Raw genomic sequence first — 15,213 nt, forward strand, 5'->3', positions numbered from 1 at the left:
CTTTTCCCCAAGTTCGCTCGCATTGGGGGTCCGAGGTCACCGCGGACACGGAAATCAACCCTCTTATCGGTCTCCCCAACCAGCACATCGTGGGCTTAACTTATGTGCCATGACCTCCCCCCGCTCCACCTATGGCGGCGGCTACTACGCCTCCTTCCCGGACACTCCGATCTACGACTCGCTCGTGGCCGAGCGGGGCACCCCGCAGATCGCCCCGATCCGGGTCCCCGCCGCGTACGACATGGGCAGCAGCAACCTGCCCGCCTTGCCGTCGGCGCTGCCCGCTCTCCCGGCGGGCCCCTCGCAGTCCTACGGCTACGGCTATCCGCAGGCGCAGCAGCCCGCGCCGTTGCAGCAGGCTCCGGCGGCGTACATCCCGCCGCAGGCAGGCGCTCCGCGCGGCTATCCCGGACCCCAGGCGCAGCAGCAGCCGCGTCCGGCGGGCCCCGGCACGGGCTACGACGCCATGCGCCCGGCCGCTCCCCGGCCCGCCGCGCCCCAGTACCAGGACCCGTACAACCAGCAGTACCGGGGCTACTGAGCCCACGGGGTCGTCGGTGCCACCTGGCAGGATGACCCCATGGGGCATGTGCAGCTGCTGTCGATTCACGTCCATCCGGTCAAGGCGTTCCGGGGTCAGGCACCCCGGGAAGCCGTCGTGGAGCCCTGGGGGCTGGCCGGGGACCGACGCTGGGCGCTGATCGACGACGGGGGAAAGGTCGTCACGCAACGTCAGCGGCCGCGCCTCGCGCTGGCCGCCGCCGAGCTTCTGCCCGGCGGCGGTGTGCGTCTGTCCGCGCCCGGTCTGGAGCCGCTGACCGTGCCGGTGCCCGAGCCGGTGGGCACGGTGTCGATGGAGATCTTCCGTGACAAGGTGGAGGGGGTCCTCGCCGACGACACCGCGCACGCCTGGTGCAGCGCCCTCCTCGGCGCCGACGTGCGGCTGGTGCACATGGACGACCCCGCGACCCGACGGCCCGTGGACCCCGGGTACGCGCGACCCGGCGAGACCGTCACCTTCGCCGACGGATATCCGCTGCTGGCCGCCACGACCGCGTCCCTGGACGCCCTCAACTCGCTGATCGCGCAGGGCGAGCACGCCGAGGAGGGCCCGCTGCCGATGAACCGTTTCCGGCCGAACCTCGTCCTGGCGGGCACCGATCCGTGGGCGGAGGACGGCTGGTCGCGCCTCGCCGTCGGCGAGGTCGAGTTCCGGGTCGCCAAGCCGTGCGGCCGCTGCGTCGTGACCACCACCGACCAGGACACCGCGACCCGCGGCAGGGAACCCCTCCACACCCTGGGCCGGCATCGGCGCCTCGGCGGCAAGTTGATCTTCGGGCAGAACCTGGTGCCTCTCGGTCACGGCACGATCAGAGTCGGTGATCCGGTGCGCGTCATCGCATAGTTCCGGCCTAGGTCGGAGGCCGGGCGATCCGTGGGAACCCCGGCCCGGCTCCGGAGCGTTGGGATTGGGTGAGAAGTTCATGAGAGGTCCCGGGCTCTGGTGATTTCGCTCTCTCTTTCCCCGGGCTCGCGCGTGAACGGCTCCAACGGGGGTTATCACGGAGCGGGAAGGGGGTGGGGGCGGTGCGAGCGATCGGCGGAATCTGGCGCTGGCGACACAACCCACTGCGTCGGACGACGGATCTGGTCGAGGCGTGGGTGGCCTTGTCGGCCTTGTTGCTGGTCCTCCTCGTCGCGCCCGTGGTGGGTTCCCTCGTCGGCGCCGTGGCGCAGGACGTGCTCCAGCAGTCGGTCCGGGAACAGCGACAGTCCCGCCACGCGGTCACGGCCACCGTGGTGCGCAAGGTGGACGGTTCGCCGCTGGAGGTGGACCCGGAGACGGCCACCGGCCGGGAGGCCCGCACCCGGGTCGTCGCGGACTGGACGGCCCCCGACGGCACGACACGGCACGGCACGGTCCTGGCGGGCCTCAAGACCCCGTACGGCGGCGACCACTTCGAGATATGGACGGACGGGCACGGCGCGCTGGTGGCCCGCCCGCTGGACTCCGCCACGGCGACGACGCACGCCGTGCTCGCCGGCTTCGGCGCGGCCCTGCTCACCGCGGGCACCGTCGAGGGCGTTCGGCGGCTGATCGTCTGGCGCCTGGTCCGTCGCCGGTACGCCCGTTGGGACCAGGCCTGGGACCGTGCGGGCCCGGACTGGGGCCGCACCGGCACCGGCAGCTGACGGCCTTCCGTCTCTGGTCAACCCACCACCCGCGCGCACGCTACGGTGGTCCGGCCGAACCATTCGGCATCAACCCGCGTACCACGAGGTGGGGGCACATCAACGCCATGGCACAGGGCACGGTCCAGGTGACGCACACCGGCACATCGAGGTGGCGGCGCCGCACGGGTGAGTACGCATCGCTCGCCGCCGCCCTGGAGGCCGCGGCCGAGGGTGACGTGCTCACCATCGCTCCCGGAACCTATCGGGAGAACCTGGTCGTGGAGCGGTCGGTGACGCTGCGCGGCCCGGAGGGCTCCCCCGGTTCCGTGCGCCTCGCGCCCCTGGACGGGGTGCCGTTGACCGTGCGCGCCTCGGCGGTGGTACAGGACCTGCACGTGGAGGGCCAGGACGCGGCCGCGCCCGCGGTGCTCGTCGAGGACGGCACGCCCGAGCTGCTGGACGTACGGATCGTCACGCGGTCGGCGGCGGGCATCGAAGTGCGGGGCAACGCCCGCCCGACGGTGCGCCGGTGCACCGTCGACAACCCGGCGGGCATCGGCATCGCCGTGGTCGACGGCGGTGGTGGTGTCTTCGAGGAGTGCGAGGTCGTCGCGGCGGGTCAGGCCGGCGTCTCGGTGCGCGGCGGGGCCCACCCCCGGCTGGAGCGCTGCCGGGTGCACCACACGTCGGGCGCGGGTCTGAGCGCGACCGGCGACAACTCCTCCCTGGAGGCGGTGGGCTGCGAGGTCTACGAGGTCAGGGGCAGCGGTGTGCAGATCACCGCCCGGGCCACCGCGCACCTCACCGACTGCGATGTGCACCGCACCACCTCCGACGGCGTCACGCTCGACACGGACGCCGTGCTGACCCTGGCCGACTGCCGTATCCACGACATCCCGGAGAACGCGGTCGACCTGCGCTCCCGTTCCGTACTGACACTGACCCGTACGACGGTGCGTCAGTTCGGCCGCAACGGGCTGTCGGTGTGGGACCCGGGCACGCGCGTGGACGCCAACCAGTGCGAGATCTTCGACAGCACCGGCGACTACCCGGCCGTCTGGGTCAGCGACGGCGCCACCGCGGTCCTCGACTCCTGCCGGGTGCACGACGTGCCCGACGCCCTGTTCGTCCTCGACCGGGGCTCCCGCGCGGACGTCGTGGACAGCGACCTGTCCCAGGTGCGCAACACGGCCGTGTCGGTGAGCGACGGGGCGACCGCCCAGCTCGACGACTGCCGGATCCGGGACGCGGCGACCGGCGCGTGGTTCCGTGACCACGGCAGCGGCGGCACCCTCAACAACTGCACCGTGGACAGCACCCAGACCGGCGTGATCGTCACCAAGGGCGCCGACCCCACCGTCGAGCGCTGCACCGTCGACTCCCCCGCCGAGGCCGGATTCTATGTGTCGGCCGGTGGCCGCGGCACCTTCCTCGACTGCCGGGTGACGAACAGCGGCGGCTACGGCTTCCACGTGATAGACGGCAGTCGTACGACGCTGCGCAAGTGCCGTACGGAGCGCTGCGCGCGCGGCGGTTACGAGTTCGCCGACGCCGGGGGCGACGCGGGCTCGGGCTCCGGTCCCCTGGTCGAGGACTGCACCAGCGACGAGAGCGCGGGCGTGCGGACACCCGGGGCCGCGGCGGCGCCGGCGCCGGTGGTGCAGACGACCGCCCAGTCGCCGGGTGTGCTGGGCACGCTCCCCGAGCAGCGGGTCACCGCGCCGGAACCGCAGCGGGCCGCCGGTGAGCCGGAGACGTCGGTGCGGACCTCGAAGGACGTGCTCGGCGAGTTGGACACGCTGGTGGGCCTGGAGAGCGTCAAACGCGAGGTGCGGGCCCTCATCGACATGATCGAGGTGGGCCGGCGCCGTCAGCAGGCCGGGCTCAAGGCGGCGTCCGTCAAGCGCCATCTGGTCTTCACCGGCTCCCCCGGCACCGGCAAGACCACCGTCGCCCGCCTCTACGGCGAGATCCTCGCCGCCCTGGACGTGCTGGAGAAGGGCCATCTCGTCGAGGTGTCCCGCGTCGACCTGGTCGGCGAGCACATCGGCTCGACGGCGATCCGCACCCAGGAGGCCTTCCAACGGGCCCACGGCGGCGTGCTGTTCATCGACGAGGCGTACGCGCTGTCGCCGGAGGACGCGGGCCGCGACTTCGGCAAGGAGGCCATCGACACCCTGGTGAAACTGATGGAGGACCACCGGGACTCCGTGGTGGTGATCGTGGCGGGGTACACGGCGGAGATGGAGCGCTTCCTCTCGGTCAACCCCGGGGTGGCGTCCCGTTTCTCACGGACCATCACCTTCGGCGACTACGGCCCCGAAGAGCTGTTGCGGATCGTGGAACAGCAGGCCGAGGAGCACGAGTACCGGCTCGCTCCGGGCACCGCGGACGCCCTGCTGAAGTACTTCACGGTGCTCCCCAAGGGGCCCGCCTTCGGCAACGGGCGTACCGCGCGCCAGACGTTCGAGGCGATGGTGGAGCGGCACGCCAGTCGAGTGGCCCAGGTGGCCGAGCCGAGCACGGACGACCTGACCTTGCTGTACGCGGAGGACCTGCCCGAGCTGCCCTGATCCGCTCAGGTGCGCTGCACGGGCAGCTCCGGTCGCAGCCGTCCCAGCAGCATCTCGCGTTCCTCGACGAACACCGGGTCGGCCTGGTAGTCGGAGTGGCCCAGGACGGGCGCGGGCAGCGGGTGTTCCTCGGTGCGGCCGTACGCCAGCGGGTCCGCGAGGGGCTCGCGGTCCACCTGGGGGCCGCAGTCGTCGCCGGACAGCCGGACCGGGCCGCCGATGGGGTCGGTGAGCCGGTACAGGTTGCGCCAGCAGGCGATGTCCTCGTGCAGGGCGGCGAGGGCGGCCGGACCGAAGTGGGCCGGGAACCAGCGGCCGTAGAGGCGCTCGATCGGGGAGCCGTAGGTGAGCAGGGCGACCCGCTTGCGGTCGGAGGGTTTCAGCTGCCAGGCCGCGGCGGCCGCGAGGACGCTGCCCTGGGAGTGCCCGGAGATCACCAGACGTCCGCCCGTGGCGCGCGTCCAACCGGCCATCCGCCAGGTCAGGTCGGGGACCGCGCGCTCCGCGTAGCAGGGCGGGGCGAAGGGGTGCGCGGCGCGCGGCCAGAAGGTGCCGACGTCCCAGAGGATGCCGATCGTGCGCCGCGCGGAGGCGTCCTTGTAGGCGCGCCGGCCCCAGGTGACGAAGAGGACGAAGCCGAGCCCTATGAGCCAGGAGCCCATGGCCTGAGCGGTCTGGGCGGCGCCCTGGACGAAGGCCTGGGCGCCGTCCGTGGCGCGGACCGGGGTCTTCCCGGTGCCGAAGGCGCCGACGAGCGCGCCCGCGCCCAGGAGGAGCGTCGCGGTGGAGACGACGGCGACGAGGAGCGGGCCACGGTCGGTGAGCGTGGCCATGGCGCGGGCGCGGGCGATGCGACGGGTGCGGGCCGGGTCGCCGGGTCCGACCCCGTACGCGCGGCCCACCGCCTCCTCCTCGGCCCGGGTGAGCAGCCAGGTCTGCCGTCCGAGCAGTCCGCACAGCGTCAGCAGGACGACGAGCAGCACGGGGATGACGGACGCCTGCCAGGTCAGGAGGACGGGCGGTCCGTCGAGGAAGGTCCCGGTGCCGTCCAGCCAGTCCGACACGCGCTGCGACACCCCGCCGGACATCACTCCGCCGAGCGCACAGGCCAGCATCGCGACAGCGGGCCCGCCGAGCCCGCGCAGGGCGCAGCGCTCCTGTTGGACGAGTTGCACCCGCTCGACGGCAGTGGCCCCGTTCGGGTCCGCCGGCTCGTGGCGCTCGCGTGGGCAGTGGTGCAGGACGCGGGCGACGACCGCGAGGGCGATCACCAGGGCGCCCTGGGCGAGGGCGAGACCACCGAAGGTCGCGTCGCCGGGGAGCCGGCCCTCGGAGTGCCAGCCGGGGCGCTGCCACCCGGCGTACACCAGGGTGAGGGCGAGCAGGACGAGGGCGGCCAGGGGCAGCCGGTGGACGAGGTGCGCGTCGATGCGGCGGTCGAGGCGGTGCTCGCTGCGGCCCCGTCGGCACACCACCCACACCGTGGCGAGCGCGCCCGCCACCAGGGACGCCTCCAGCAACCGGCCGAGCCAGTCGAGGAGGGCGGGGCCGCCGGGTCGGCGGTCCTGGCGCACGGCCGCGGTGCCGACGGCCGCGGCCACCGTCAGCAGTCCCGCCGCGGTGTGGGCCGCGCGCAGGCGGGCCACCAGCCGGCGCCCGTACCAGAAGCCGGGCCGGCCGAGTGCGGTGTGACCGGGACCGTTCTCGGGTTCGGCGGCGCGGTCGAGGGGCTCCTGGGACTCGTACGCCCGCCAGGTGCGGTGGGACAGGTACCACAGGAGACCGACGAGGGCGGTCGGGACCAGGGCGGCGAGGGCGAGCCGGCGGCCCGGCAGGCTCCACCAGCCGCCGCCGGAGACCGCCGGGGAGAGGAAGCCCAGCCAGGAGTGACGCTCGGCGCACGCGGTCGTGCCGGCGCACTGCCAGGCGGTCAGGTCGAGGGCGACCTCGCAGGCCGCGGCGACGAGCAGCACCGTCAGGCTCAGTGCCGCGAGCCGCACGAGCAGGCCGTACAGCCGCACCGCGCGGACGCCCTCCCGTGCGGCCGGGCGCATCCAGTGGGCGAGGTTGACGACCATGAACGGCAGCAGCAGGAGCCACAGGGCGCGGGTGCCGTTGCCGGAAGTGAGGTTGGACCACACATAGGCCTCGGGAACCGGGGCGTCGCGGCCGCGGTCGTCGGCGGGGCCGGTGTCCGCCGTGACGTCGTCGGCGCGCCGGAACACGGCTGCCGTGTCGTCGCCGGTGATCCGCACCGTGCGCGGATCGTTGAGCATCTTCTCGGGCGTGGCGCCACCCACGCCGTGGACCAGGAGTTCCAGGGCCGTTCTGTCCGCTGAGGCACGTTCCACTGTTCGCACTTCCCCCGTGACACGCCTTCGACATGTGTCCGCGCGGACATAAGGATCGCCACTTCCACGGCTTGATACACCTCCCGTCACGGAACCTCCCCGGAGCGGGTGGGAACGCCCACGCCACACGGGAGTGGCATGCACGCGTCGGGGTGGTGGACCAGCTGTGAGCAAGCCGTGCGAGGATGGGACGCCCCCGCACCGGAATCGGCGAGAATGGCCTCGTCGGAGCAGGTGAGCGGGCCTGCCGGACGGGCTGAGGGAAAGGACCGGAGCGTACGTGAGTGAGAATCAGAACCTCCTCGCGGAGCAGCGCCGCGCCCTGATCCTGGACGAGGTACGCCGCCGGGGCGGCGTACGGGTCAACGAGCTGACCCGCAAGCTCGGCGTGTCGGACATGACGGTGCGCCGCGACCTCGACGCGCTGGCGCGACAGGGTGTCCTGGAGAAGGTGCACGGCGGTGCGGTGCCGGTCGTGGAGGCGAGCACCCACGAGCCGGGCTTCGAGGCGAAGTCGGGTCTGGAGCTGACCGCCAAGGAGGACATCGCGAAGGCGGCGGCGGAGCTCGTCGCCGCGGGCAGCGCGATCGCGCTGTCGGGCGGTACGACGACGTACGCCCTGGCGCATCATCTGGTGGACGTGCCGGATCTGACCGTGGTGACCAACTCGGTGCGCGTGGCCGACGTCTTCCACGTGGCGCAGCGCACCTCGGGCCCCCGGCAGGGTGCGGCCACGGTCGTGCTGACCGGCGGGGTGCGCACGCCGTCCGACTCGCTGGTGGGTCCGGTCGCCGACCAGGCCATCGCGGCGCTGCACTTCGACATGTTGTTCCTCGGTGTGCACGGGATATCGGCCGAGGCCGGTCTGTCGACGCCGAACCTCGCGGAGGCCGAGACGAACCGACGTCTGGTGCAGTCGGCGCGCCGGGTGGTGGTGGTCGCGGACCACACCAAGTGGGGTGTGGTGGGCCTGAGTTCGTTCGCGGCGCTGGAGCAGGTCGACACGCTGGTGACGGACGCGGGGCTGCCGGAGGCGGCGCGCGTGGAGGTCTCCGAGCACCTGCGGCGGCTGGTGGTCGCGGGCGAGCCCGGTGAGGGTACAGACATCTGAAGGGCCTGCGGCTAGGGTGACGCACCCGTTTCCTCGCCCTGAGGAGGTTGCGCGCATGGCTCACCGGTTGCGCCCCGAAGGACTCGCGTTCGTCGAGACCGCTCCTGTACGGCTGGTTTTCGCTCGGGAGGTGTCCGCACCCCCTGAGCTCGTCTTCCGTGCCCTCGCCGAGGACGTGCCCGGCTGGGCGGAGTGGTTCCCGGCCGTGAGGTCCGTCGAGCCCCTGGACGACGGCGCGGGGCGCGACGTACGGCTCAGGGGCGGCACGCGTTTCCGGGAGACGGTGCTCGTGGCGAAGGAGCCGGAGCTGTACGCCTACCGCGTGGACGTGACCAACGCGCCGGGCGTCCGGGCGCTGGTCGAGGAGTGGCGGCTGACGCCGGCCGGGGCGGGGACGCGGGTGCAGTGGACGTTCGCCGCCGACGGCAACGGCGCGTTCCGGGCGGTCCTGCGGCTGGTGCGGGCCGGTCTGGGGCGGTCGTTCCGGGACGCGGTGACGGAGCTGGACCGCCGGCTCACGCCGTAGGGGCCGCGGTCCGTCCGCTCGGGCGGCGCGTGCCGGAGGTCAGGCCGGCCACACGCCCGTGGCCAGGAGCGATTCGATCGCGGCGGTGTACGGGGCGATGTCCAGGCCCTGTTCGGCGAGCCAGGCGTCGGAGTAGTACTTGTCGAGGTAGCGGTCGCCCGGGTCGCACAGCAGGGTGACGACGCTGCCGCGGTGTCCGTCGGCCACCATCTCGGCGACGATCTTCAGCGCGCTCCACAGTCCGGTGCCGGTCGAGCCGCCCGCCTTGCGGCCGATGGCCCGTTCCAGGGCGCGTACGGCGGCGACGCTGGCCGCGTCCGGGACCTTCATCATCCGGTCGACGGCGCCGGGCACGAAGCTGGGTTCCATGCGCGGCCGGCCGATGCCCTCGATGCGTGAGCCGCAGTCGCAGGTGACGTCCGGATCACCGGTGGTCCAGCCCTCGAAGAAGCACGAGTTCTCCGGGTCGGCGACGCAGATGCGGGTGTTGCGCCGCGTGTAGTGGACGTACCGGGCGAGGGTCGCGGAGGTGCCCCCGGTGCCGGCCGTGGCCACGATCCAGGCGGGCTCCGGGAACCGCTCCCACTCGAGTTGGCGGAAGATGGATTCGGCGATGTTGTTGTTCCCGCGCCAGTCCGTGGCCCGTTCGGCGTAGGTGAATTGGTCCATGTAGTGACCGCCGCTGTCCGCCGCGAGACGGGCGGACTCCTCGTACATCGTGCGGGAGTCGTCGACGAAGTGGCACCGGCCGCCGTGGAACTCGATCAGCCGGATCTTCTCGGCGCTGGTCGTACGCGGCATGACCGCGATGAAGGGCACGCCGATCAGCTTGGCGAAGTACGCCTCGGAGACGGCCGTCGAACCGCTGGACGCCTCGATCACCGGGCGGTCCGGCCGGATCCAGCCGTTGCACAGTCCGTAGAGGAAGAGCGAGCGGGCGAGTCGGTGCTTGAGGCTCCCGGTGGGGTGGGTCGACTCGTCCTTGAGATACAGGTCGATGCCCCACTTCTCGGGGAGCGGAAAGCGCAGCAGATGGGTGTCGGCCGAGCGGTTGGCGTCGGCCTGGACCTTGCGGACGGCTTCTTTCAGCCAGTCGCGGTAGGCGGTGTCACTGCGGTCGACGTCGAGGGTGGCGCCGGTCCTGCTGCGCTGGGGGGTGGTCACGGCGGGGCTCCTTCAGGCTTCGCGCCGACGGTGGTCCGCGCGGCCGACACACCGATCATAAGCACCAGCCACATGCTTCTCACCTGCATAAACACACCTTTGAGAGCCTCAAAGGCGGGCCTGGGGGGCGGCTTTGGGGGCGCGGGGGCGCATTCCCGTGAATGCTCCGGACGGGTAGCGCCGAGGCGTCGTGCGCACTGGTGCTCGACGCCGGGCGCGGGCAGACTGCACCCCGGTCGGGCGAAGGTCCGGGCGGGTGATGACGCCGGCCCGGACGGGGGCGCACACTGGACCGAGGACGGGTTCGATCACGACGCGGGCTGGATCACGACCCACGCGGTCGGACGGTTCGGCTCGCCCAGGCGCACAAAGGGGGCGGGGAGGCATGGCGGAGCCGGAGTTCACGGCTACGGGCGTGCGCATCGGCAAGCGGCTGCGTTCGCTCACCCGAGCCGGCCAGGTCCGGATCAGCGACGGCAGGCTGGAGCTGCTGACCAGCTACGGCAGCGAGATCGACAGCGCGCCCGTGCAGGCGGTCCGCGCCTCCAGGCCCTGGTTCGCGCCGGAGGACCGGGCCCTGGCCGACCTCAACGGCAAGCGGTATCTGCTGACCCTGGGTGACCACGACCCGGCGCCCGGCGAACCGGGGCCACCCGCGGCGCGCCGCTTCATCGAGGCCGTGCGCAGGGCGGCGGGGCGCGGCGGCTGAGCCTGCGCCGTTGTGCCGCGCCCGAGGCCGAACGGGTGGCGTGGCCGACGCGAGTTGCGGCTCTGCGGCCACTGCGTCACTCTGGTCTCACGTCACTCTGGGTTTACCGGCGATAACGCTGCGAACCAGCCCGCCGGCCACGACAGCAGGCGGCCGCCTTGCGCAGACGCTCTGCTCGATCCGAATCCCGTGTTCTTCCGGACCTAAGTCGGGGAGTCGCAGCCGTGATCACCAACCCGAACAGGCACTGCACGGTCGAGCTTCAGGCCCTGCCGTCGCGGATCGGCCAGGTCCGCAGAATCGTATCGGCGCAGTTGCGCTACTGGCATATGGATCCGCTCATAGACCGCGCCGCGCTCGGTGTGACGGAGTTGTTGACCAACGTCCACCTGCACGCGCAGCCCGACAAGCTGTGCGTCGTGGAGATGGAGCTGCTGCTCGACCGGCTCACCGTCTCCGTGCGCGACCACGATCCGCGCCTGCCGGTCGTGGGGGCCGCCGACGAAGGGGCGCTCGCCACCTGCGGGCGCGGCCTGGCCATGGTGGCGGCGGTGAGCGAGAGCTGGGGCGCCCGGCCGGACGGCGAGTCCGGCAAGGTCGTGTGGTTCACGCTGCCGGCCCCCGTCGCCACGCGCGAGCTGTCGGCGCGTCCGCCGCGTCGTACGCCCAGGGAGCAGGTCGCGCCGCGGTTCACGGAGGTCGTCTCCGTCGACGACCTGCGGCCCGCACATGCCCCCGCCCGGTCGGCCGTCGTCGGCTGACCGGGCGGTGACGTCACCTTCGGGGCGTCCGTCGCCACGGGTCACGGTGACCGGTCCCTGAGGCGTACGCCGTCCGGGTGTACGTCACTCCGTGGCGATGGCCCGCAGCACGTCCAGGCGCGCCGCGCGCCGGGCCGGACGCCATCCGGCGAGGGCTCCGGCGGCGACGCCCACCAGGGCCACCACGGCGAGCCGCGCGGGCGGCAGCGCGAAGGCGAAGGCGCTGTCGCTCGACCCGTCGGAGGCCCGGACCAGCACCCAGCCGAGGAAGGCGCCGAGGGCCAGGCCGCCCACCGTGCCGAACGCGGCGACCAGAACCGACTCCCAGCGGACCATGGCCCGCAGCTGGGACCGGGTCTGGCCGACGGCCCGGAGCAGGCCGAGTTCGCGGGTGCGTTCGTGGATCGCCAGGGTCAGCGTGTTGGCGATCCCCAGCAGGGCGATGAGGACCGCGAGGGCCAGCAGGGCGTAGACCAGGGTGAGCATCATGTCGATCCCGCCGGCCGAGGACCTCGCGTACTCGGCGCGGGTCTGCACCTCGGGGTTGCCGTAGCGGGCCGCGACCTTCTCCACGGCGGCCTTGCCCTCGGCCGTGCTCACGCCGTCCGCGAAGGAGACCGCGAGCAGCGTGTCGGCGTCCTGGGTGCGGTGCGGGGCCCAGGCCGCGCGGGTGATGACGTAGTCGCCGGCGAGTTCGGAGCGGCCGTAGACGGCACGCACGGTGAACGTCTTCTCGTCGCCGTCGGTGAAGGCGAGCCGGGCGGTGTCTCCGGTGGTCAGGTGCCGGCGGTCCGCCTCCTGCCGGGTGATCGCGATGCCGTCGGTCCCGAGGGCGCCCAGGTCGCCCCGGACGGTGCCGAGGTCGAAGGTGCGGCGCAGTGCGACCGGGTCGGTGACGGTCAACGCCCGCCCCTTCCCGTCGACTTCCGCGACTCCGCGGCCGAGTCCGACGGCCGTGTCCACCTCGGGCAGTGTGCCGAGGGCCGGTGCGAGCCGGGGGCTTAGTCCGCTGCCGCCCGCGCCGAACGACGGGGCGCTGACGGCCACGTCGCCCGCGAAGGAACGGGAGACGGTCTGGTCCATGGTCGCCTTGAGGGAGGCGCCGAACACGGTGAAGAGGGAGACCACGGCGACGCCGATCATCAGGGCGCCGGCGGTGGCCGCCGTCCGCTTCGGGCTGCGCAGGGCGTTGCGGCGGGCGAGGCCCCCGGTGACCCCCCGCAGCCGGTCCAGAGGGCTGCCGAGGACGCGTACGGCCGTGCTGGACGCGACCGGACCGAGGACGACGAAGGCGATCAGGGCCAGCACGGCTCCGCCTCCCGCCAGCCAGACGGACGGGGTGACCAGGACGCCGGTCAGGGTCGCCGCCACGGCGAGGGCGAGCAGGCCCGCGCCGGTGACGGCGCGCGGACGGGAGGCGCCGGAGGAGTCCACGGCCGTCTCGCGCAGCGCGGCCAGCGGGGCGGTGCGGCCGGCGCGCACGGCGGGCAGCAGCGCGGACCCCAGGCAGACCAGGACGCCGACCACGAGGGGGACGGCCAGCGACAGGGCGCCGATCACCAGGTCGTCCTCGGGGAAGGGGAATCCGATGGCCGGGAACAGCGCCTGGAGGCCGGCGGCGATACCGATGCCGCCCGCGAGTCCGGCGGCCGAAGCGGTCACGGCGACCGCGGCGGCCTCGACGAGCGTGGCCTCGGTGACCTGACGGCGGGAGGCGCCGAGGGCGCGCAACAGGGCGTTCTCCCGCGCGCGCTGGGCCACGACGATCGCGAACGTGTTGTGGATGGAGAAGGTCGCGACCAGCAGGGCCACGCCCGAGAACACCAGGAGGAACGTGGTGAAGATCGTCAGGAACCGGCTGGCGATCATGTCGGTGTTCTCCTGCGCGGACTCTTGACCGGTGATGGCCTCGACGCCCTTGGGCAGTACGGGAGTCAGCCGGTCGACGAGTTCCGCCTGGCTCACTCCCGGGCCGGCGCGCACGACGATGCTCGTCGCCCGGCCGGGCCTGGCGGTCAGGTACTTCTCGGCGTCGGCGCGGGTCATGCCGGTGAAGGTCACCTGGGCCATGCCGTCCTCGCCGCCGAAGGTCGCGAGTCCGACGATCGTCACGCGCACGGGGTCGGGGGTGCGCAGCGTGGTGGTGTCGCCGATCTTCAGGCCGCCCTTGTCGGCGGTACCCCGGTTGACGACGACCTCGCCGGACCGGGCCGGTGCGCGTCCCTCCGCGAGCCGGTAGGGGTTGAGCTTCTTGTCGGTGATCCAGTTGCCGGCGAGGGTGGGAGGGCCCTGGCCGCCGATCGGTTCGCCGTCACTGCCGACGAGTTGCCCCGCGCCCTGGATGTCGGGGGCGACGGCCGCGACGCCGGGGACCGCCGCGACGGTGCCCACCATGTCCCGGGAGACGGGCTGTCGCACGCCCTGGCTCTCGCCGGGGGTGGTGATGGTGTCGGCGCCGCGCACGACGGCGTCGGTGCCCGCGGTCGCGTTGCCGAACATCGAGTCGAAGCCGGCCCGGAGGGTGTCCCCCATGACCAGCGTTCCGGCCAGGAAGGCCACGCCGAGGAAGACGGCGAGGAAGGTTCCGGCGAAGCGGCGCCGGTGGGCGCGCAGGGACGAGAGGCTGAGCCGCAGGGACGCGTTCATGACGGCACCTCGAAGGCTTTCATGCGGTCCAGGACGCGGTCGGCGGTCGGGGACTCCATCCGGTCCACGAGCCGTCCGTCGGCGAGGAAGACGACCTCGTGGGCGTGGGCGGCGGCGACCGGGTCGTGGGTGACCATGACCACCGTGCGGCCGGTCCTGCGTACGGTGCGGGCGAGGAGCCCGAGCACCTCTCCCCCGGCGCGGGAGTCGAGGTTGCCGGTGGGCTCGTCGGCGAAGACGACGTCCGGCCGGCCGGCGAACGCCCGTGCCACGGCGACGCGTTGCTGCTGGCCGCCGGACAGCTCGGAGGGCCGGTGGTGGAGGCGGTCGCGCAGCCCGACGACGTCCACGAGGGCGTCGATCCACTCCGACTCGCCCCGCTCGCCCGCCAGGTCCAGCGGCAGCCGGATGTTCTCCTCGACGGTCAGGGTCGGCACCAGGTTGTACGCCTGGAAGACGAACCCGACCCGGTCGCGGCGCAGAAGGGTGAGGCGACGGTCGTCGAGCGTGCGCAGTTCGGTGTCGCCGATGTACGCGGTGCCCGAGGTGAGGGTGTCCAGGCCGGCGGCGCAGTGCATCAGGGTGGACTTGCCCGAGCCCGACGGGCCCATGATCGCGGTGAACCGTCCGGCCGGAAAGGCCACGTTCACCCCGTCCAGGGCCCGTACGGCGGTGTCGCCGACGCCGTACACCTTCACGGCGTCGACGACCCGCGCGGCGTTCCGCGTGGCCGTGGTGGCGGTCGCGGTGCTCATGCCGCACCACCCTTGCCCGTGCGGCCGAACTGCTCGTCCAGGACGGACAGCCGACGCCAGTACTCGTCCTCGTCGATCTCACCGGAGGCGAAGCGCCGGCCGAGGACGGCGAGGGGCGAGTCGCCGGTGGGCCGGGGGTCGCCGGCCGCGCTCCAGGGACCGCGGCGGCCGCGCCACACCGTGCGGCGCAGGAGCGTCACGACGCCCACGACGACGGCCGCCCAGATCAGCGGGAAGAACAGGATCCACGGGCCGGGTCCGCCACCGTCCCAGTTCGCCAGGGTGTTCATCTCGGGTCATCTCCTCAGTGGTTCCGCGTGATGCCTCGAGAGTCCCGCCGGGAGGGGGTCCGGGTCGTCGTACGGCCAGCGGCAGTGCGCGTACCTCGCCGGGAGTACGCGCGCGTGCCGCGGCTGCTCCCTGAGAGCTGTTCCGTGGGGCT

Annotated in this window: 13 protein-coding genes; 8 read left to right on the plus strand and 5 right to left on the minus strand. The window is 73.0% G+C overall.

All coding sequences use genetic code 11. From position 1 onward, the window contains the following. Positions 1-109 precede the first annotated feature (109 nt). The 4 genes from ACFVYS_RS09915 to ACFVYS_RS09930 all read left to right on the plus strand — a co-directional run bounded on the left by ACFVYS_RS09915 (position 110) and on the right by ACFVYS_RS09930 (position 4,748). The gene (locus ACFVYS_RS09915) at positions 110-541 is read left to right on the plus strand and encodes a DUF6643 family protein (protein ID WP_020125984.1); all 432 of its coding nucleotides are present in this window, start codon (positions 110-112) and stop codon (positions 539-541) included. A 39-nt stretch (positions 542-580) separates the two neighbouring features. Beyond that, positions 581-1,405, plus strand: coding sequence for an MOSC domain-containing protein (locus ACFVYS_RS09920; RefSeq protein WP_389500513.1), 825 nt, complete (start codon positions 581-583; stop codon positions 1,403-1,405). Between the two features lie 182 nt (positions 1,406-1,587). Further along, positions 1,588-2,193 (plus strand): hypothetical protein, encoded by a 606-nt coding sequence (locus ACFVYS_RS09925; RefSeq protein WP_389500750.1) that lies wholly within the window; start codon positions 1,588-1,590, stop codon positions 2,191-2,193. Positions 2,194-2,300: 107 nt separating this feature from the next. Beyond that, the gene (locus ACFVYS_RS09930) at positions 2,301-4,748 is read left to right on the plus strand and encodes a right-handed parallel beta-helix repeat-containing protein (protein WP_389500515.1); all 2,448 of its coding nucleotides are present in this window, start codon (positions 2,301-2,303) and stop codon (positions 4,746-4,748) included. Positions 4,749-4,753: 5 nt separating this feature from the next. Here the strand turns inward: ACFVYS_RS09930 and ACFVYS_RS09935 are convergent, their stop codons facing one another. Then, positions 4,754-7,099: a hypothetical protein gene (locus ACFVYS_RS09935; RefSeq protein WP_389500517.1), complete on the minus strand. Its 2,346-nt coding sequence runs from the start codon at positions 7,097-7,099 to the stop codon at positions 4,754-4,756. A gap of 280 nt (positions 7,100-7,379) precedes the next feature. Between ACFVYS_RS09935 and ACFVYS_RS09940 the strand changes: the two genes are divergently transcribed. Together ACFVYS_RS09940 and ACFVYS_RS09945 are read left to right on the plus strand one after the other, a co-directional pair. Then, complete coding sequence (locus ACFVYS_RS09940) at positions 7,380-8,210, plus strand: DeoR/GlpR family DNA-binding transcription regulator (RefSeq protein ID WP_389500518.1); 831 nt, start codon at positions 7,380-7,382, stop codon at positions 8,208-8,210. Positions 8,211-8,265: 55 nt separating this feature from the next. Further along, positions 8,266-8,736 carry an SRPBCC family protein gene (locus ACFVYS_RS09945; RefSeq protein WP_389500520.1) on the plus strand — a complete coding sequence of 157 codons (471 nt, stop codon included), beginning with the start codon at positions 8,266-8,268 and terminating at the stop codon, positions 8,734-8,736. Between the two features lie 39 nt (positions 8,737-8,775). Here the strand turns inward: ACFVYS_RS09945 and ACFVYS_RS09950 are convergent, their stop codons facing one another. After that, entirely contained in the window at positions 8,776-9,900 is a 1,125-nt protein-coding gene (locus ACFVYS_RS09950; protein WP_389500521.1) for a PLP-dependent cysteine synthase family protein, read from the minus strand. A 385-nt stretch (positions 9,901-10,285) separates the two neighbouring features. On the opposite strand from ACFVYS_RS09950, the gene ACFVYS_RS09955 reads away from it, so the two are divergent. Both ACFVYS_RS09955 and ACFVYS_RS09960 read left to right on the plus strand, forming a co-directional pair. Beyond that, on the plus strand, positions 10,286-10,609 hold the full coding sequence (locus ACFVYS_RS09955) for a hypothetical protein (protein ID WP_054240675.1): 324 nt from the start codon (positions 10,286-10,288) through the stop codon (positions 10,607-10,609). 224 nt (positions 10,610-10,833) lie between these two features. Beyond that, the gene (locus ACFVYS_RS09960) at positions 10,834-11,370 is read left to right on the plus strand and encodes an ATP-binding protein (protein ID WP_389500523.1); all 537 of its coding nucleotides are present in this window, start codon (positions 10,834-10,836) and stop codon (positions 11,368-11,370) included. 84 nt (positions 11,371-11,454) lie between these two features. Here the strand turns inward: ACFVYS_RS09960 and ACFVYS_RS09965 are convergent, their stop codons facing one another. The 3 genes from ACFVYS_RS09965 to ACFVYS_RS09975 are packed head-to-tail and all read right to left on the minus strand — an operon-like array spanning position 11,455 to position 15,061. After that, positions 11,455-14,016, minus strand: a complete 2,562-nt coding sequence (locus ACFVYS_RS09965) for an ABC transporter permease (RefSeq protein ID WP_389500525.1) — start codon at positions 14,014-14,016, stop codon at positions 11,455-11,457. Continuing rightward, on the minus strand, positions 14,013-14,771 hold the full coding sequence (locus ACFVYS_RS09970; RefSeq protein WP_389500527.1) for an ABC transporter ATP-binding protein: 759 nt from the start codon (positions 14,769-14,771) through the stop codon (positions 14,013-14,015). Before ACFVYS_RS09970 ends, ACFVYS_RS09965 begins: the two co-directional genes overlap by 4 nt. After that, a complete protein-coding gene (locus ACFVYS_RS09975; protein ID WP_020125972.1) occupies positions 14,768-15,061 on the minus strand; it encodes an SHOCT domain-containing protein in 294 nt (97 codons plus the stop codon). The genes ACFVYS_RS09970 and ACFVYS_RS09975 overlap by 4 nt, the downstream gene beginning before the upstream one ends. Positions 15,062-15,213: the final 152 nt, after the last annotated feature.

The organism is Streptomyces sp. NPDC058295 (assembly GCF_042880655.1).
GTDB lineage: Bacteria > Actinomycetota > Actinomycetes > Streptomycetales > Streptomycetaceae > Streptomyces > Streptomyces coriariae.